21 protein-coding genes are annotated in these 16,752 nt (G+C 69.5%); 12 read left to right on the top strand and 9 right to left on the bottom strand.

The genetic code is table 11. The annotated features are described in order from the left end of the window. Positions 1 to 11 precede the first annotated feature (11 nt). Positions 12 to 932, top strand: coding sequence for a DMT family transporter (locus tag M2165_RS21760; RefSeq protein WP_280816663.1), 921 nt, complete (start codon positions 12 to 14; stop codon positions 930 to 932). A gap of 76 nt (positions 933 to 1,008) precedes the next feature. On the opposite strand, the gene M2165_RS21755 is transcribed toward M2165_RS21760, so the two are convergent. From M2165_RS21755 to smpB, 4 genes are all read right to left on the bottom strand, one after another. After that, positions 1,009 to 1,404: an ATP-binding protein gene (locus M2165_RS21755; protein WP_280816662.1), complete on the bottom strand. Its 396-nt coding sequence runs from the start codon at positions 1,402 to 1,404 to the stop codon at positions 1,009 to 1,011. 79 nt (positions 1,405 to 1,483) lie between these two features. Beyond that, positions 1,484 to 2,293 (bottom strand): anti-sigma factor, encoded by an 810-nt coding sequence (locus M2165_RS21750; RefSeq protein ID WP_280816661.1) that lies wholly within the window; start codon positions 2,291 to 2,293, stop codon positions 1,484 to 1,486. 19 nt (positions 2,294 to 2,312) lie between these two features. Beyond that, complete coding sequence (locus M2165_RS21745) at positions 2,313 to 2,828, bottom strand: sigma-70 family RNA polymerase sigma factor (RefSeq protein ID WP_280816660.1); 516 nt, start codon at positions 2,826 to 2,828, stop codon at positions 2,313 to 2,315. 84 nt (positions 2,829 to 2,912) lie between these two features. After that, the gene (smpB, locus tag M2165_RS21740; protein ID WP_280816659.1) at positions 2,913 to 3,389 is read right to left on the bottom strand and encodes an SsrA-binding protein SmpB; all 477 of its coding nucleotides are present in this window, start codon (positions 3,387 to 3,389) and stop codon (positions 2,913 to 2,915) included. A gap of 62 nt (positions 3,390 to 3,451) precedes the next feature. On the opposite strand from smpB, the gene M2165_RS21735 reads away from it, so the two are divergent. Beyond that, positions 3,452 to 3,898: a type II toxin-antitoxin system RatA family toxin gene (locus M2165_RS21735; protein ID WP_280816658.1), complete on the top strand. Its 447-nt coding sequence runs from the start codon at positions 3,452 to 3,454 to the stop codon at positions 3,896 to 3,898. A gap of 5 nt (positions 3,899 to 3,903) precedes the next feature. Then, positions 3,904 to 4,239 carry an RnfH family protein gene (locus M2165_RS21730; protein ID WP_280816657.1) on the top strand — a complete coding sequence of 112 codons (336 nt, stop codon included), beginning with the start codon at positions 3,904 to 3,906 and terminating at the stop codon, positions 4,237 to 4,239. A gap of 22 nt (positions 4,240 to 4,261) precedes the next feature. Here M2165_RS21730 and M2165_RS21725 read toward each other — a convergent pair whose 3' ends face one another. After that, positions 4,262 to 4,789, bottom strand: coding sequence for a DUF4124 domain-containing protein (locus tag M2165_RS21725; protein ID WP_280816656.1), 528 nt, complete (start codon positions 4,787 to 4,789; stop codon positions 4,262 to 4,264). 179 nt (positions 4,790 to 4,968) lie between these two features. Between M2165_RS21725 and guaB the strand changes: the two genes are divergently transcribed. The 4 genes from guaB (at position 4,969) to guaA (ending at position 8,827) form a co-directional block, all read left to right on the top strand. After that, the gene (gene guaB / locus M2165_RS21720) at positions 4,969 to 6,438 is read left to right on the top strand and encodes an IMP dehydrogenase (RefSeq protein WP_280816655.1); all 1,470 of its coding nucleotides are present in this window, start codon (positions 4,969 to 4,971) and stop codon (positions 6,436 to 6,438) included. Between the two features lie 68 nt (positions 6,439 to 6,506). After that, positions 6,507 to 6,776: a type II toxin-antitoxin system prevent-host-death family antitoxin gene (locus M2165_RS21715; protein ID WP_280816654.1), complete on the top strand. Its 270-nt coding sequence runs from the start codon at positions 6,507 to 6,509 to the stop codon at positions 6,774 to 6,776. A gap of 184 nt (positions 6,777 to 6,960) precedes the next feature. Beyond that, a complete protein-coding gene (locus M2165_RS21710) occupies positions 6,961 to 7,203 on the top strand; it encodes a type II toxin-antitoxin system VapC family toxin (protein ID WP_280816653.1) in 243 nt (80 codons plus the stop codon). A gap of 4 nt (positions 7,204 to 7,207) precedes the next feature. Next, positions 7,208 to 8,827: a glutamine-hydrolyzing GMP synthase gene (guaA, locus tag M2165_RS21705; protein WP_280816652.1), complete on the top strand. Its 1,620-nt coding sequence runs from the start codon at positions 7,208 to 7,210 to the stop codon at positions 8,825 to 8,827. Between the two features lie 7 nt (positions 8,828 to 8,834). Here the strand turns inward: guaA and M2165_RS21700 are convergent, their stop codons facing one another. Next, positions 8,835 to 9,734: a LysR family transcriptional regulator gene (locus M2165_RS21700; protein WP_280816651.1), complete on the bottom strand. Its 900-nt coding sequence runs from the start codon at positions 9,732 to 9,734 to the stop codon at positions 8,835 to 8,837. A 99-nt stretch (positions 9,735 to 9,833) separates the two neighbouring features. Here M2165_RS21700 and M2165_RS21695 point away from each other — a divergent pair, with 99 nt between their 5' ends. Next, entirely contained in the window at positions 9,834 to 10,892 is a 1,059-nt protein-coding gene (locus tag M2165_RS21695; RefSeq protein ID WP_280816650.1) for an alpha/beta hydrolase, read from the top strand. Positions 10,893 to 10,910: 18 nt separating this feature from the next. On the opposite strand, the gene M2165_RS21690 is transcribed toward M2165_RS21695, so the two are convergent. Together M2165_RS21690 and M2165_RS21685 are read right to left on the bottom strand one after the other, a co-directional pair. Next, on the bottom strand, positions 10,911 to 11,576 hold the full coding sequence (locus tag M2165_RS21690; protein WP_280816649.1) for a protocatechuate 3,4-dioxygenase: 666 nt from the start codon (positions 11,574 to 11,576) through the stop codon (positions 10,911 to 10,913). Positions 11,577 to 11,596: 20 nt separating this feature from the next. Next, positions 11,597 to 12,217 carry a DNA-3-methyladenine glycosylase I gene (locus M2165_RS21685; RefSeq protein WP_280816648.1) on the bottom strand — a complete coding sequence of 207 codons (621 nt, stop codon included), beginning with the start codon at positions 12,215 to 12,217 and terminating at the stop codon, positions 11,597 to 11,599. A gap of 97 nt (positions 12,218 to 12,314) precedes the next feature. Here M2165_RS21685 and thpR point away from each other — a divergent pair, with 97 nt between their 5' ends. Continuing rightward, positions 12,315 to 12,929 (top strand): RNA 2',3'-cyclic phosphodiesterase, encoded by a 615-nt coding sequence (gene thpR / locus M2165_RS21680; protein ID WP_280816647.1) that lies wholly within the window; start codon positions 12,315 to 12,317, stop codon positions 12,927 to 12,929. Between the two features lie 4 nt (positions 12,930 to 12,933). Here thpR and M2165_RS21675 read toward each other — a convergent pair whose 3' ends face one another. Further along, positions 12,934 to 13,854: a LysR family transcriptional regulator gene (locus M2165_RS21675; protein ID WP_280816646.1), complete on the bottom strand. Its 921-nt coding sequence runs from the start codon at positions 13,852 to 13,854 to the stop codon at positions 12,934 to 12,936. Positions 13,855 to 13,987: 133 nt separating this feature from the next. Between M2165_RS21675 and M2165_RS21670 the strand changes: the two genes are divergently transcribed. From M2165_RS21670 to M2165_RS21660, 3 genes are read left to right on the top strand one after another with little or no spacing between them, the layout of a single operon-like run. Further along, positions 13,988 to 14,977 (top strand): 2Fe-2S iron-sulfur cluster-binding protein, encoded by a 990-nt coding sequence (locus M2165_RS21670; protein WP_280816645.1) that lies wholly within the window; start codon positions 13,988 to 13,990, stop codon positions 14,975 to 14,977. 30 nt (positions 14,978 to 15,007) lie between these two features. Beyond that, a complete protein-coding gene (locus M2165_RS21665) occupies positions 15,008 to 16,267 on the top strand; it encodes an aromatic ring-hydroxylating dioxygenase subunit alpha (RefSeq protein WP_280816644.1) in 1,260 nt (419 codons plus the stop codon). After that, on the top strand, positions 16,264 to 16,749 hold the full coding sequence (locus tag M2165_RS21660; protein WP_280816643.1) for an aromatic-ring-hydroxylating dioxygenase subunit beta: 486 nt from the start codon (positions 16,264 to 16,266) through the stop codon (positions 16,747 to 16,749). Before M2165_RS21665 ends, M2165_RS21660 begins: the two co-directional genes overlap by 4 nt. Positions 16,750 to 16,752: the final 3 nt, after the last annotated feature.

Below are 16,752 nucleotides of genomic sequence, written 5' to 3'. Positions count from 1 at the left end.
GCGGGCCTGCGATGCGCCTGACGCACGGCGCCGCCGTGTGGCTGATGGTCGCCGTCACCCTGATGTGGGGGACGGCGGGCGTGGTCACGCGGCATCTGACGCAGGCCCACAGCTTCGAGGTCACTTTCTGGCGCAGCTTCTTCACGATGCTCGCGCTGCTGGTGATCCTGCCGGTCTGGCGCGGTCCGGCCGTGTTCGCGCAGATCCGCCACGGCGGCCGTGCGCTCTGGATCTCCGGCGCCTGCTGGACCGTGATGTTCACGGCCTTCATGGTGGCGCTCACGCTGGCATCGACGGCGAGCGTGCTGGTCACGCTGTCGCTCGGGCCGCTGTTCACCGCGCTCGCAGCGCGCTTCTTCATCGGCCACCGGCTGCCCGCACGCACCTGGATCGCGATCCTGGTGGCCGGGCTCGGCATCGCCTGGATGTACGGCTCGCGGCTCGCGGGCGGCGCGGGCGGCGACTGGCTGCTCGGCACGCTGGTGGCGCTGTGCGTGCCGATCGCGGGCGCGACCAACTGGACCGTGGTGCAGCATGCCCACGCCCAGGGCAACGAGGTCGACCTGGTGCCCGCGGTGCTGATCGGTGCCGTGCTCAGCACGCTGGTCACGCTGCCGCTGTCGCTGCCGTTCCAGGCGAGCACGCGCGATCTCGGCCTGCTGGCCTTCCTCGGCGTGTTCCAGCTGGCGATTCCCTGCGTGCTCTCGGTGCTGTGCGCGCGGGTGCTCAAGGCGCCCGAGGTCGCGCTGCTGGCGCTGCTCGAGGTGATCTTCGGCATCGCGCTGGCCTGGATCGGCGCGGGCGAGCAGCCGGCCCTGAGCGTGCTGACGGGCGGGGCGCTGGTGATCGGCGCGCTGGTGTTCAACGAGCTGCTGGCGCTGCGGGCACGCCGCACGCCCGCGCCCGACGAGGTGCTGCCGGGCGCCCACTGACCGACCGGCCGCAGACGCACGAAAAAAAGCCCCGGCAGCTTGCCGGGGCCTTCGGAGCGGTCAGCGGATCAGGCGATCAGGGACGGGCCACCTTCCAGGCGCCGTTCAGCACGCCGTCGCCGGTCTTGTCGCCCGGCTTGGCATCCTTCGACCAGTAGTAGAGCGGCCAGCCCTTGTAGGCCCACTGGCGCTTGCCGTCTTCGCGCACGATGATGGTGTAGCCGCCCATCGGCCGGGCGGTGTCGGCCACCGGCAGCGGCGGCCAGTTGGTGGCGCATTGGCCGTTGCATGCGGAAGTGCCCGCGCCGGCGGTGTCGCGCGCGAAGGTGTAGAGCGTCATCCCGTTCGGCCCGACCAGCACGCCGTCGGCGGTGCGCGTCGGGGTGTCGGGTGCGCTGGCGGTCTTGTTGGACATGCTGCCGCAGCCGGCAAGCAGTGCGGCCGCGAGGATCGAGGCGCTGAGCAATTTCATGCAGTTTCTCCTTCAGTTGAAAAATCGTCCAAGCAAAGATGGAAGTTGCTTCGGGCGACGCCGGCAGTGTATGCCGGGGTCAAGACAAATCCCGGTAGGCGAGGGTCGCGAGTTTCAGCAGAACCTCGCGTGGCAGCCTGCCCGCGAGCGCATAGCCGAAGCCGTGGTCGATCCAGTAGAAGCTGGGCACCGGACCGTCCGCGGTGAAGCGGAAGGCGGTCTCGCGCGCCGCGGCGGATCCTTCGAGGGTGCCCACGTAGAACGTGACGCGCTCCCCGGCGCCGTTCTCGAACATGAACTGCGCGCGCGCGCCGGTCTCGCCGGGCAGCAGCCGGCCGCCCACCAGCGCGTACCCCATCGGCCCCAGGTCGGGCACCTTGAGCGGCCGGTCGAGCCGCTTCGAGAGCCATTGCACCAGGTGCTGCTGCTCGTTCGCAGCGACCTCGACCGGATGCCGCTTCTCAGGCGCGTACACGGCGTGCGCGACCGAGGCGTCTCGCACGAACTCACGCAGCGCGGGCGCCCGCGCGAGCCGGCCATCGGAAGGGTGCAGCGCGGTCCAGCGGGCATTGCCGAGCCAGCCTGCCGCGAAGGCGACGAGCACGCCGGCCGCGAGGCCACCCCAGCGCGTCCAGCGGTCGCGCCACGCGTGGCGCGGCCGGCGGCGCGCCAGGGTGTCGGTGAGCGAGGCGGGCGGCGGCTCGGCGAGCAGTTCGCCATGCAGCCGTCGCAGCGCGTCGCGCTGGCCCTGCCAGGCGGCCACGCGCGCCGCGAGGGCCGGGTCGCGCGCGAGCGCCTGCTCGACCGCCGTGCGGCGCGCGGGCGCGAGCCGGCCGTCGACCAGCGCATGCAGTTCGTCGTCGGTGGGAGGCGGTGCGGTGCGGTTCATGGGACAGGGCGGTGGTTCTTCACTTGAGGCGGCGCAGGCCCGGGCGCTGCGGGGCGGCGGCGCCGTCGAGCAGCTCCTGCAGCCGGACGCGCGCACGCGAGAGGCGCGACATCACGGTGCCGGCCGGGACGCCGAGCACCTTCGCCACTTCGGCATAGGACAGGTCCTCGAGCGTCACGAGCAGCAGCACGGCGCGCTGCTCCTCGGGCAAGCGCATCAGGCAGCGCTGGAGGTCGAGCGCGGCACCGGGCTCGCGCCCCGGGTCGATGCCGCCGTGCAGCGCGTGGTCAGTGTCGTCGAGCGACACCACGCTGTGCGGTGCCGGCGCGCGCCGCACCTGGCTGGCGAAGATGTTGTGCATGACGGTGAACAGCCAGGCGCGCAGGTCGCTGCCCACCACCCACAGCCGCCATTTGCTGCAGGCGCGTTCGAGCGTGTCCTGCACCAGGTCGTCGGCCGCCCAGGCGTTGCCCGTGAGCGCGCGCGCATAGCGGCGCAGGCTGGGGATGTGGTCGGCGAGCAGGCGGGTGTCCATGGGAAAGGTTCGGCCATCGGCCAAGTCCGATGACACCGCACAAACGCCCGCCGAGGGCGGTTTATTCCATGGCCGCCGAAAAAATCAGCGGTTGCGGCTCTTCATCGCGCGCTCCACCTCGCGCTTGCCTTCGCGGTCCTTGATGGTGTCGCGCTTGTCGTGCTCGGCCTTGCCCTTGGCCAGCGCGATCTCGCATTTCACCTTGCCCGCCTTCCAGTGCAGGTTGAGCGGCACCAGCGTGTAGCCCTTTTGTTCGACCTTGCCGACGAGGCGCCGGATTTCTTCCTTGTGCAGCAGCAACTTCTTGGTGCGGATCGAGTCAGGGTTGACGTGGGTCGAGGCACTCTTGAGCGGATTGATCTGCAGGCCCACGACGAACAGCTCGCCGTCGCGGATCACCACGTAGCCGTCGGTCAGCTGGACCTTGCCTTCGCGCAGCGACTTGACTTCCCAGCCTTCGAGCACGATGCCCGCCTCGAAGCGTTCTTCGAAGAAGTAGTTGTACGCGGCCTTCTTGTTGTCGGCGATGCGGGAGGAGGTATCTTGTTTCTTGGTGGCCATGGCTCGGAGATATGGGGACGCATGGCTTCAATACAATCCGTCGCGCACGCTGTCCCGATTCTATGAAAACAGTCAACAAGTCCGTCCTCATCTGGTACAGCGCCGAAGAGATGTATGCGCTGGTCACCGACGTGGAGAAGTATCCGCAGTTCCTGCCCTGGTGCGACAAGGCCCGCGTCATCGAGGAGGACGAGGCCGGCATGACGGCCGAGGTGGGCCTGGCCTTCGCCGGCCTGCACCAGAGCTTCACGACCCGCAACACGCACCTGCCGGGGCGCGAGGTGCAGCTCAAGCTCGTGGACGGCCCCTTCTCGAACCTCGACGGCATCTGGAAGTTCACGCCCGTGGGCGAGCCCGGCGAGCGTGCCTGCCGCGTCGAGCTGCACATGAGCTACGGCTTCAGCAACTTCGCGCTGCAGGCGCTCGTGGGACCAGTGTTCGACACCGTCGCATCGAGCCTGGTCGAGGCCTTCGTCAAGCGCGCGGAACAGGTCTACGGCGCGACCTGAGGACGATGATCGAGGTCACGCTGAGCTGCTCGACCGCGCCGCGCGAGGTGTTCGAGCAGGTCCTGCAGCTTGCGCCCGGTGCCACGGTGGCCGATGCGGTGCATGCGAGCGAACTCGCCGCGCGTTTCCCACAGCTGGACTGGCGCCATGCGATGACGCCGGGCGTCTGGGGCCGGGAGGCCGCATGGGAGCAGCCGCTCAAGGACGGCGACCGCGTCGAACTCTGCCGGCCGCTGGCCGTCGATCCGAAGGTGGCGCGCCGCGAGCGCTTCCAGCGGCAGGGCGCCCGCGGCACCGGGCTGTTCGCGAACCGGCGCAAGGGCGGCAAGGCGGGCTACTGAGGAGCGGCCCGCGGCGCTCGCGCTACTTGCAGTCGCTCTGGATGATCGACTGAAGGCGCTTCTGTTCCGCCGCGCGTGCGCTGTCGTCGAGGATCTCGCGCTCGCCGCTGGCGTTCACCCGCGCGACGCGGATGCCGCTGTCGAAAGTGGCCTTGGCCTGCCGCGCGCGGTCGCAGTTCTCGGCACGGGCCTTGGCGTTCTTCTCGGCCTCGGCGGCCTGCTTGGCTTTTTCCTCGGCCTGCGCCTTCTTGGCCTTTTCCTCGAGTTCCTTGTCGACGCCAGCGGCCTTCGGTGCAGCGGCTTCGCGCGGCTTGGGCGCGGCGGCGGCCGCCTCGGGTGCCGCTTCGCTGTCGGCCGGCGCCGTCACCGTGGCGCCGCGCGAGGGCGGCATGCCGGCGCGGCGCAGGATGTTCTTCTCGGGCACGTCGGGCGGCGGCGCCTGGTCGCTGAAGACCTTCTTGCCGTTCTTGTCGATCCACTGCCACTGGGCGCTCGCCGTCAGCGGCAGCAGGCAAACCCATCCCAGTACGAGCCAATGCGCGAATTTCATAGCGGCCGAGTTTAGCTGCCCTTACGTTTTGCAACACCGAGGGCGGAGGCTCCGATGACGCCGAGTGGGGAATTGGCGACGTTCACGCGCCTGCGGACCGCGTCTGTGGCCCGCCGAAGCCCTGCGCGCTGCGGGTAAGTACCCGGCGTCGTTACAATCCTTCTTTTGGAGCTTCACCCATGCGCCTTCTCGGCAAAGCGCTCACCTTCGACGATGTGTTGTTGGTGCCAGCGTTCTCCCAGGTCCTGCCCAAGGACACCTCCCTCGCGACCAAACTCTCCCGCAACATCACGCTGAACCTGCCGCTCGTCTCCGCGGCGATGGACACCGTGACCGAAGCCCGCCTCGCGATCGCCATCGCGCAGGAGGGCGGCATCGGGATCGTGCACAAGAACCTCACCGCGCAGCAGCAGGCCGCCGAAGTGGCCCGGGTCAAGCGCTACGAGTCGGGCGTGCTGCGCGATCCGGTGGTCATCACCCCCACGCACACCGTGCTGCAGGTCATGCAGCTGTCCGAGGAGCTCGGCGTCTCGGGCTTCCCGGTGGTCGACGGCGGCAAGGTGGTGGGCATCGTCACCAGCCGCGACCTGCGCTTCGAGACCCGCTACGACGTGCCGGTCAGCGAGATCATGACGCCGCGCGAGAAGCTCGTGACCGTGAAGGAGGGCGCCACGCCCGCCGAGGCCAAGGCGCTGCTCAACAAGTACAAGCTCGAACGCCTGCTCGTCATCGACGATGCCTTCGTGCTCAAGGGCCTGATCACCGTCAAGGACATCACCAAGCAGACCAGCTTCCCCAACGCCGCGCGCGACCCCTCGGGCCGCCTGCGCGTGGGCGCGGCGGTGGGCGTGGGCGAGGGCACCGAGGAGCGCGTCGAGGCGCTCGTGAAGGCCGGCGTCGATGCGATCGTGGTCGACACCGCCCACGGCCACAGCAAGGGCGTGATCGACCGCGTGCGCTGGGTCAAGCAGAACTATCCGCAGGTCGACGTGATCGGCGGCAACATCGCCACCGGCGACGCGGCGCGCGCGCTCGCCGATGCGGGCGCCGACGCGGTCAAGGTCGGCATCGGCCCCGGCTCGATCTGCACCACCCGCATCGTGGCCGGCGTGGGCGTGCCGCAGATCATGGCGGTCGACAGCGTGGCCACCGCGCTGCAGGGCACGGGCGTGCCGCTGATCGCCGACGGCGGCATCCGCTACTCGGGCGACATCGCCAAGGCCATCGCCGCGGGCGCGAGCACCGTGATGATGGGCGGCATGTTCGCCGGCACCGAAGAAGCGCCGGGCGAGATCGTGCTGTTCCAGGGCCGCAGCTACAAGAGCTACCGCGGCATGGGCTCGATCGGTGCCATGCAGCAGGGCAGCGCCGACCGCTACTTCCAGGAATCGACCACCGGCAATCCCAATGCCGACAAGCTGGTGCCCGAAGGCATCGAAGGCCGCGTGCCCTACAAGGGCTCGATGGTCTCCATCGTCTACCAGATGGCCGGCGGCCTGCGCGCGAGCATGGGCTACTGCGGCTGCGCCACCATCGAAGAGATGAAGAACAAGGCCGAGTTCGTCGAGATCACCACGGCCGGCATCCGCGAGAGCCACGTGCACGACGTGCAGATCACCAAGGAAGCGCCGAACTACCGGGCCGAGTGATTCTGGCTAGTTTGAAGATTCAGGCCAAATTTGTATAATTTGGCCTGTTTTTGTTTTCTGGCCAGACCATGCAGACCATCCCCGTTCACCAGGCGAAGGATCGCTTCTCGGCCCTGCTCCAGGCGGTGGAGGCGGGCGAAGAAGTGGTCATCACGCGGCATGGCAAGAAGATCGCACGCATCGTGCGAGAGGCCGATGCGCTGCCCTCCGGCAGCGAACGCGAGCGCCTGCGGCAGGAAGCGCTCGAACAGCTGCGCGCCTTCCAGGCGCGGGTGAAGCCCGACCCCGACTACAAGCCCGGCGACTGGAAGACGTACCGTGATGAAGGGCGGCGCTAGGCCATGAAGCCGATCGTCATCGACGCCTCGGCCGCCGCGCCCTGGTTCATTCCGGAAGAGCGCTCGGCCGTCTCCGAGCAGATCTACGCCGACGTCGCGACCTCGTCGGGCCAGTTCCGCGCGCCGTCGCTGTGGGCTCTGGGAAACGAGCAACATCCTGCTCACGGCCTTCAGGCGCCGTCGCATGTCGCAGGACGAGTTCGACGCCGGCCTGGCCTTGCTCGACGCCTGCCCGATCGAGTTCGAGCCGGTCCCCAATCTCCACTACCGTTCGCAGACCCTGCGGCTGGCCCAGGCCCATGGCCTGAGCTTCTACGACGCGAGCTACCTGGAGCTGGCGCTCCGCCTCAACGGCCAGCTCGCATCGCTCGACCGTGCCCTGGTCACCGCCGCGAAGAACTGCGGCATCCCTTGCCTCGACTTCTGACACCATGCAACACGACAAGATCCTCATCCTCGATTTCGGCTCGCAGGTCACCCAGCTCATCGCGCGCCGCGTGCGCGAGGCCCACGTGCTCAGCGAAGTGCATCCCTGCGACGTCAGCGACGAATGGGTGCGCGAATACGCGGCCGACGGCCATCTGAAGGGCGTGATCCTCTCGGGCAGCCATGCCAGCGTCTACGAGGAGACCACCGACAAGGCACCGCAGGCCGTGTTCGACCTCGGCGTGCCGGTGCTCGGCATCTGCTACGGCATGCAGACCATGGCGCACCAGCTCGGCGGCAAGGTCGAGGGCGGCCACAAGCGCGAGTTCGGCTTCGCGGCCGTGCGCGCCCACGGCCACACCGCGCTGCTCAAGGACATCGCCGACTTCACCACGCCCGAAGGCCACGGCATGCTCAACGTCTGGATGAGCCATGGCGACAAGGTCACCACGCTGCCGCCGGGCTTCAAGCTCATGGCCTCGACCGAGAGCTGCCCGATCGCCGGCATGGCCGACGAGGCGCGCCGCTACTACGCGCTGCAGTTCCATCCCGAGGTCACGCACACCGTGCAGGGCAAGGCGATCCTCGAGCGCTTCGTGCTCGGCATCTGCGGCGCCAGGCCCGACTGGATCATGCGCGACCACATCGCCGAAGCCGTCGAGAAGATCCGCGAGCAGGTCGGCGACGAGGAAGTGATCCTCGGCCTCTCGGGCGGCGTTGATTCCAGCGTGGCCGCCGCGCTGATCCACCGCGCCATCGGCGACCAGCTGACCTGCGTGTTCGTCGACCACGGCCTGCTGCGCCTGAACGAGGGCGACATGGTGATGGAGATGTTCGAGGGCAAGCTGCACGCCAAGGTGATCCGCGTCGACGCCAGCGATCTGTTCCTCGGCAAGCTCGCCGGCGTGAGCGACCCCGAAGCCAAGCGCAAGATCATCGGCGGCGAGTTCGTCACCGTGTTCAAGCAGGAGGCCGCGAAGCTCAAGGCGGGCGGCGGCGGCCACAAGGGCGCCACCTTCCTCGCGCAGGGCACCATCTATCCCGACGTCATCGAATCGGGCGGCGCCAAGAGCAAGAAGGCCGTCACCATCAAGAGCCACCACAACGTCGGCGGCCTGCCCGAGCAGCTCGGCCTCAAGCTGCTCGAGCCGCTGCGCGACCTGTTCAAGGACGAGGTGCGCGAGCTCGGCGTGGCGCTCGGCCTGCCGCCCGAGATGGTGTACCGCCACCCGTTCCCCGGCCCGGGCCTGGGCGTGCGCATCCTCGGCGAGGTCAAGAAGGAATACGCCGACCTGCTGCGCCGCGCCGACGCGATCTTCATCGAGGAACTGCGCAACTTCACCGACCCCGCCACCGGCAAGAGCTGGTACGACCTCACGAGCCAGGCCTTCACCGTGTTCCTGCCCGTCAAGAGCGTGGGCGTGATGGGCGACGGCCGCACCTACGACTACGTGGTCGCGCTGCGCGCCGTGCAGACCAGTGACTTCATGACCGCCGACTGGGCCGAGCTGCCGTATGCGCTGCTCAAGAAGGTGTCGGGGCGCATCATCAACGAGGTGCGCGGCATCAACCGCGTGACCTACGACGTGTCGAGCAAGCCGCCGGCGACGATCGAGTGGGAGTGACCGGCCCTCATACCCGCCGCTTCGCGAGCCGCCGCAGGCGCTGAACGGCGTCCTCCACCAGCCCCGAGCGCCTGCGCCCATCGCGGAACACCGCGAGCGGCAGCCGCAGCGCCTCGGGGTGCGGCCTGATCGGCACGCGCACCGTGCCTTCCACCCGCAGCCCGCGCGACTGCAGCGGGGCCAGGCCCACGCCCAGGCCCGCCGCCACCAGCGAGCATTGGCTGTGCAGCCGGCTCGCGGTCTGCGCGACCACCAGCGCATGGCCCGCGATGCGGCATTGGTCGCGGATGGCGGCGTGGAGCGCGGGCCCCTGCGCCTCGGGGAACAGCACGAAGGGATGCGCCGCGAGCTGCGCGAACGAGACGCTGCGCTTGCGCGCGAGCGCATGGTCCGCGGGCAGCAGCGCGTCGAAGCGGTCCTCGAACAGCAGCTCGCTCTCGATGCGGCCGCGGCCCGCGACCGGCGGATGGCCGAGGCCGAGATCGAGTTCGCCGCGCGCGAGCCGGTCGAACTGCTCCTCGGTGGAGAGCTCCGCGAGCTGCGGCTGCAAGTGCTGGTGCGCCGCACGCAGTTCGCGCAGCAGGGCGGGCAGCAGGTGGTAGAGCGCGGCCGAGACGAAGCCGATGCGGAGCGACCGGCTGTCCTCTGCCGCCGCGGCGCGGGCCAGTGCGCCGGCGCGCTCCCGGCCCCGCAACAGCTCGAGCGCCTCGGCGCGAAAGGCCTCGCCGGCCGCGGTGAGCTGCACCTTGCGGCTGGTGCGCGCGAACAGGCGCACGCCGAGTTCGTTCTCCAGGCGCGCGATCGCACGGCTCAGGTGCGGCTGGGCGACGCCGAGCTGCTCGGCGGCGCGTCCGTAGTGCAGGGTCTCGGCCACGGCGAGGAAATGACGCAGTTGAGTGAATTCCATCGATGCACGTCCTTGCATTGATCGATGCCGATCGATGACATTGATTGCATCACAACCGGCGCCTACGCTCGATGCCATCCAACAGATGGACCAAAGCGAATGAACCTGCAGATGAAATGGACGGCCGCCTGCGTAGGCCTTCTGCTCGCGCTGCCCGCGGCGGCGGAAGTGGTGCGCAAGGACTTCAGCGTGCGCAGCGAGGACGGCCTCTCGATCTTCGTGCGCGAGCTGCGCGACACCGCCGCGCCGGCGGACCGCGGCCCGATGCTCATGGTCCATGGCGGGCGCTCGGGCGTGCTCGCGAGCTGGGACGTCGATGCGCCCGGCAGTTCGGCGGCCGAGGAGATCGCCAAGGCCGGGCACCGGGTCTACCTGATGGACGTGCGCGGCTTCGGCCGTTCCGCATTCCCGCGCGAGATGCGAGATGCGCCCGAGGCGCTCGCCGGTCCGGTGGCCGTGCGCTCGAACGAGGCCGTGCGCGACATCGCGGCCGTGGTGGACGAGATCCGGCGCCGCCATCCGGGCGAGGCGCGGCTCGCCGCCATCGGCTGGGCGACGGGCTCTCAGTGGCTCGGCCACTATGCGTCGCTTCATCCCGAGAAGCTGTCGCACCTCGTCTACTACAACGCGGCCTACGGCGGGCCGGCCGGCGGCTGGGCGCTGCAGGCGGAGTTCGGCGATCCGCAGCGGCCCGCCGAACTCGACCGGGCGCGGCACGGCGCCTACCGCCTCGCCACGGCCGACAACCTCGTGGGCCGCTGGCGCAGCGAGGGCGTGGATGCCGCCTTCCTCGCGCGCTATGTCCAGCTGTCGATGGAAGGCGATGCGAGCGCGGGCGCGCGCCAGCCGCCGAGCTTCCGCTTCCCCTCGGGGCCGACGGCCGACACGCTCAAGCTGGTCAACGGGCGCCAGCTCTTCGACGCCTCGTTCATCCGCGCCCACGTGCTGATCCTGCGCTCGGAGCGCGACTTCTGGTCGCGGCCCGTCGACGTGGCGACGCTGCGCGAACACCTCACGAGCGCGGCCTCGGTGACCGCCGTCGAACTGCGCGGCGCCTCGCACTATGCGCACCTGCAGCCGGGTGCCGAGCGCGCGCGCTTCCTGGCCGCCGTGCTGGCGTTCACCGCGCCGCGGCGGCCGTCATCGGGCGCACCGTGAGCCGAAGGGAAGCGGCGCTCAGGCCTCGACCACGATCGGGAACCGCACCTGCAGCCCGTCGGCGCCGCGTTCGAAGGGCACGGTGAGCGCCTCGCGTGCCGCGGGCGCGAGGTTGCGCCAGAGGTAGTCGCGTGCGTTCCCCGGATCGCCTGCCACGTAGAGCTGGGTGGTCAGCAGTTCGCGCGAGCCGAGCTTCACCTTGACGTGGATGTGCGGCGTGCGGCCCGTGTAGGGCACCGGGCGGATGGTGCGGAAGCGGTAGCGGCCGTCGTCGCCGACCGCGACGCGGCCGAAGCCCTGGAAGGCCGCATCGGCGCGCCCGCCGTCGCCGGGGTGGTGGTAGTGGCCGTTGTGGTCGCACTGCCAGATCTCGACCTGCGCGCCGCGCAGCGGCCGGCCGGCGAGGTCGGTCACGCTGCCCTCGACCCAGGCCGGCTGGCCCTGGCCGTAGTGCAGGCTGCCGTTTCGCAGCAGGTCATGGTCGGTGTCCTGCGGCAGGCGCACGGGGTAGAACGGGCCTTCGGTCTGCGATGGCGTGGCGATGCGCGGGGAGGGCGCCTGTGCGCGGGCGCCGAGCCAAAGCGCCGGGGCGGCGACCACGGCCGCGGCCACGACGGTGCGCCGGGCGAGGCCGGGCGTCCCGGATCCGGTCGGGCGGAGGGCTGGCTCTCTGGCGGCGCGCATGGCGGTGAGAGCCGCGCGGCTCAGGCCGAGTTCCGCGGCCGCTTGAAACTGCCGCGCGCCCGGTCCACCTTCGCGCGAATCACGCAGCCTTCGGCATGGTCGTTGATCAGCCCCATCGCCTGCATGAACGCATACACCGTCGTCGGGCCGACGAATTTCCAGCCCAGCTTCTTGAGCGTCTTCGACAGCGCGATCGAGGCCTCCGAGGTCGACAGCGTCTGCGGCGTGCCGAGCGTCGCGGCATCGGGTTCGTGGCGCCAGAAGAAGGCGGCGAGCGAGCCTTCGCGCGCGACCATCTCCTGCGCGCGCGCGGCGTTGTGGATCACGGCTTCGATCTTGCCGCGGTGGCGCACGATGCCCGGGTCCTGCAGCAGGCGCTCCACGTCCTTCTGGCCGAAGCGCGCGACCTTGTCGAAGTCGAAGCCGTGGAAGGCGGCGCGGAAGTTCTCGCGCTTCGCGAGGATGGTGCGCCAGCTCAGGCCGGACTGGAAACCTTCGAGGCTGATCTTCTCGAACAGGCGATGGTCGTCGGCGACCGGATGGCCCCATTCGTCGTCGTGGTAGCCGAGGAACTCGGGCGCCGAGGCGCACCAGCGGCAGCGGGGTTGGCCATCGGGGCCGTCGATCAGTGGCGTGGTCATGCGAAGGAGGCGAGGGATGAGGCGTCGCATTGTGCCAAGATCGAGCGTTTGGCCGGCTGCGGGACTTTGGTTTCGCATCCGGTGCCCGACACGCCTCATGCCCGAACAGCTCCTTCTTCCCGGCATCGATCCGCCGCCGGCGCCCTTGCGCCGCGCGCGCGGCGCCGCCAAACCCCGGGAGCGCCTGCCTCGCTCGCTCTTCTTCGCGATCCTGCCGCCGCCCGCGGTGGCCGAGGCCGTCGCGGCGCTGGCCGCGCAGCTCGACGGCGCGCATTCGCTTAAGGCCAAGCTGACCGATCCGGAGCGCCTGCATGTCACGCTGCATCACCTGGGCGACTACACGGCCGTGCCGCGCAAGGTGCTGCAGGCCGCGCTCGACGCCGCCGCCACGGTGGCACCGCCTGCGTTCGAGATCGCGTTCGACGAGGCGCTGCGCTTCGACAAGAGCCGCGCCTTCGTGCTCGCGAGCGGCCAGCCGGCGGGCACGGCCGCGCTCGTGGCCTTTCGCCAGCGGCTCGGCGAAGCGCTCGCCGACGCCGGCTTCAAGCCCGAGCGCGGCTTCACGCCGCACATGACGCTCGGCTACACGCCGCGCAAGGTCGCGCTGCAGCCGGTCGCGCCCGCGCTGCGCTGGCATGCCGATGCCTTCGTGCTGCTCGAAAGCCACGTCGGCGAACACATCTACGAACCGCGGGGAAAGTGGCCGGCCTGAGGCTTCAGCCCGCATCCGCGAACTTGTCGAACAACAGCCCGCGCAGCCACTGGTTGCCCGGATCGCGGTGCACCTTGGCGTGCCAGAACAGGTTGATCGCGATCTGCGGCAGCGCCACGGGGTGGGGGCGCCACACCAGCCCGAAAGGCTCGGCGATGCTCTGGGCGAGCCGCTCGGGCACGGTCGCGATCATGTCGCTCGAACGCAGGATGTGGCCGATGGCGACGAAGTGCGGCACCCGCAGCCGGATGCGCCGCTGGATGCCCTGCGCGGCCATCACGTCGTCGGCCTTGCCGTGGCCGGTGCCGGCGGCCTGCACCAGCAGATGGTCGGCCGCGACGAAGTCCTTCAGCGAGACGCTGCGCTTCTGCGCCAGCGGATGCGCGCCCGAGAACAGGCACACGTAGCGCTGCAGGAACAGCCGGCGCTGGAACACGCCGGCCTTGAGCTGCGGCAGCAGGCCGATCGCGATGTCCACGTGCCCGGATTCGAGCTCGTCGCGCAGGCTGGCGGTGCTGTTGCTGTTGTTGCGCACCGTGCTGATCGTCACGCCGGGCGCGGCCTGGGAGAGCAGGTCCATGAGCCGCGGCGTGAAGTAGATCTCGCCGATGTCGGTCATCGCGAGCGTGAAGCTGCGCGTGCTGGTGGCCGGGTCGAACACCACCTGCTGGTTGAGCGCGGTGTGCAGCGCACCCATGGCGTAGGCCACCGGCTCGGCGAGCTGCAGCGCGAACGGCGTTGGCTCCATGCCGCGCGCGGTGCGCAGGAACAGTTCGTCGCCCAGCAGCCGGCGCAGCCGCGCCAGCGCATTGCTGATCGCGGGCTGCGAGAGGCCCAGCGATTCGGCCACGGCCGAGACGCGCTTCTCGGCCAGCATGCGGTCGAACACCAGCAGCAGGTTGAGGTCGATGTCCTTGAGTTGCATGGCCGGGCTTTATTCACGGCAGTGATGTGGCCGATTCACGGGATTCTATTGGTCAATCGGGCAGGGGCGCGCATCATCGCCGCCAGAGAGACAGGCCGGCCGCCCGCCGCCGGCACCCAGAAAGAGCCCACCGATGGACCTGCACATCCACCCGCTTGCCCGCACCCTCGAGGTCCGCCCCGGCGCGAACCTGCTCGAGGTGCTGCGCGAGCACCATGTGCCGGTGTCGTACAGCTGCATGTCGGGGCGCTGCGGCACCTGCCGCTGCAAGGTGGTTTCCGGCCAGGTGCTCGACGCCGGGCAGGATGCGATCCGCCCCGACGGCCCGGCCGAGCGCTACGTGCTGGCCTGCCAGAGCACCCTGACCGAAAGCTGCGCGATCGAGATTCCCGAGCCCGACGAGGTGGTGGTGCATCCTGCGCGCATCCTCAAGGCCACGGTCACGGGCATCGACGTGCTCACGCACGACATCCGCCGGCTGCGGCTCAAGCCGAACAAGCCGCTGGCGTTTTCGCCGGGCCAGTACGCGCAGCTGCAGTTCGCGCCCGATCTCGCGCGACCCTATTCGATGGCCGGTCTGAGCCGCGACGCGGAACTCGAATTCCATGTCCGCCGCGTGCCCGGCGGCCGCGTCACGGCCCATGTGTTCGAGCAGTTGCGCGTCGGCGATGCGGTGCGCGTGAGCGGGCCGCTGGGCACCGCCTACCTGCGCACCAGGCACCGCGGGCCGATGCTCTGCGCGGCGGGCGGCACGGGCCTGGCGCCGATCCTCTCGATCGTGCGCGGCGCGATCGCGGCGGACCTGATGCAGCCGATCCACCTGTACCTCGGCGTGCGCTCGGAAGCCGACGTGTACGGCCTGGAAGAACTGCGCGCGCTGCAGGCGCTGCACCCGGGCCTGAAGGTGCAGGTGGTCGTGGTCACCGGTCCGGCGCGCGAAGGCTGGCGCACGGGCCTCATCACCGACGCGATCCGCGCCGACTGGCCCGCCGGCCCCGAAGGCTGGCGCGCCTACCTCTGCGGCTCGCCGCCGATGGTGGAGGCCGTGACGCAGCTCGTGCGCGCGCGCGGCCTCGCGCCCGAACAGATCCATGCCGATGCCTTTTACCTGCAAGGCACCTGAATACCAAAGAAGAAGCAAAGGAGACCCGCGATGACCACGCAGACCGTGTTCCCCGTCGAACTCAGATGGGAGAGCGACAAGACCAGCCGCATCCCGTTCATGGCCTACACCGACGAGGCGCTGCACCGGAAGGAGCTGCAGCGCTTCTTCTACGAGAAGCACTGGTGCTACGTGGGCCTCGAAGCCGAGATTCCGAACCCTGGCGACTTCAAGCGCACCGCGATCGGCGAGCGCTCAGTGGTGATGGCGCGCGACGAGGCGGGCGCGATCCACGTGTTCGAGAACGTCTGCGCCCACCGCGGCATGCAGTTCTGCCGCGAGCGCCACGGCAACCGCAAGGAGTTCGTCTGCCCTTACCACCAGTGGAACTACACCTTGAAAGGCGACCTGCAGGGCGTGCCGTTCCGCCGCGGCGTGAAGCAGGACGGCAAGGTCAACGGCGGCATGCCGGGCGATTTCAGGACCGAGGAGCACGGGCTGACCAAGCTCAAGGTCGCGACGCGCGGCGGCGTGGTGTTCGCCTCGTTCGACCATGAGGTCGAGTCGTTCGAGGACTTTCTCGGCCCCGACATCCTGCATTACTTCGACCGCCTGTTCGACGGCCGCAAGCTCACCATCCTGGGCTACAGCCGCCAGCGCATCCCGGGCAACTGGAAGCTGATGCAGGAGAACATCAAGGACCCGTACCACCCGGGCCTGCTGCACACCTGGTTCGTCACCTTCGGACTCTGGCGCGCCGACAACAAATCCGAGCTCAAGATGGACGCGCGCGGCCGCCACGCCGCGATGATCTCCACGCGCGGCAGCGCGGGCAAGGCGGCGCAGGTCACGCAGGTGTCGAGCTTCAAGGAGAGCATGCAGCTCAAGGACCCGCGCTTCCTCGACATCGTGCCCGAGCCCTGGTGGGGCGGGCCGACCGCGGTGATGATGACGCTGTTTCCGAGCCTGATCCTGCAGCAGCAGGTCAACAGCGTCTCGACGCGCCACATCCAGCCCGCGGGCCACGATGCCTTCGACTTCGTCTGGACGCACTTCGGCTTCGAGGACGACACCGAGGAGATGACCCAGCGCCGCCTGCGCCAGGCCAACCTGTTCGGGCCCGCGGGCTTCGTCTCGGCCGACGACGGCGAGGTGATCGAGTTCTCGCAGGAAGGCTTCGAGCAGAAACCCGGCCACCGCACGCTGGCCGAGCTCGGCGGCCGGGAGGTCGAGAACACCGACCACATGGTGACCGAGACGCTGATCCGCGGCATGTACCGCTACTGGCGCGAAGTGATGGAGGCGGCATGACGAACAAGCTCGATGCCGACGGCTATCTCGAACTCGCGGCGCTCTACAGCGCCTACGCCCAGGCGGTCGATTCGGGCCGATGGGAACGCTGGCCCGGCTTCTTCACCGAGCAGTGCAGCTACCGCCTGCAGCCGCGCGAGAACCACGAGCGCGGCCTGCCGCTCGCCACGCTCTCGTTCGAGAGCCGCGGCATGCTCGAAGACCGGGTCTATGGCATCCAGGAGACCCTGTTTCACGACCCGTACTACCAGCGCCACGTGGTCGGGCTGCCGCTGGTGCATGCGGTCGATGCCGACGGCACGATCCACAGCGAGGCCAATTACGCGGTGTTCCGCACCAAGCTCGACGGCCCCTCGACGGTGTTCAACGTCGGCCGCTACATCGACCGCGTGGTGCGCACGCCCGAAGGCCTGAAGTTCGCCGCGCGGCTGTGCGTGTTCGACAGCGAAATGATCCCCAACTCCATCATTTACCCCATCTGAACC

This window comes from Variovorax sp. TBS-050B (genome assembly GCF_029893635.1).
Taxonomy (GTDB): Bacteria; Pseudomonadota; Gammaproteobacteria; order Burkholderiales; family Burkholderiaceae_C; genus Variovorax.
This window is presented reverse-complemented; position numbering and strand designations above follow the sequence as displayed.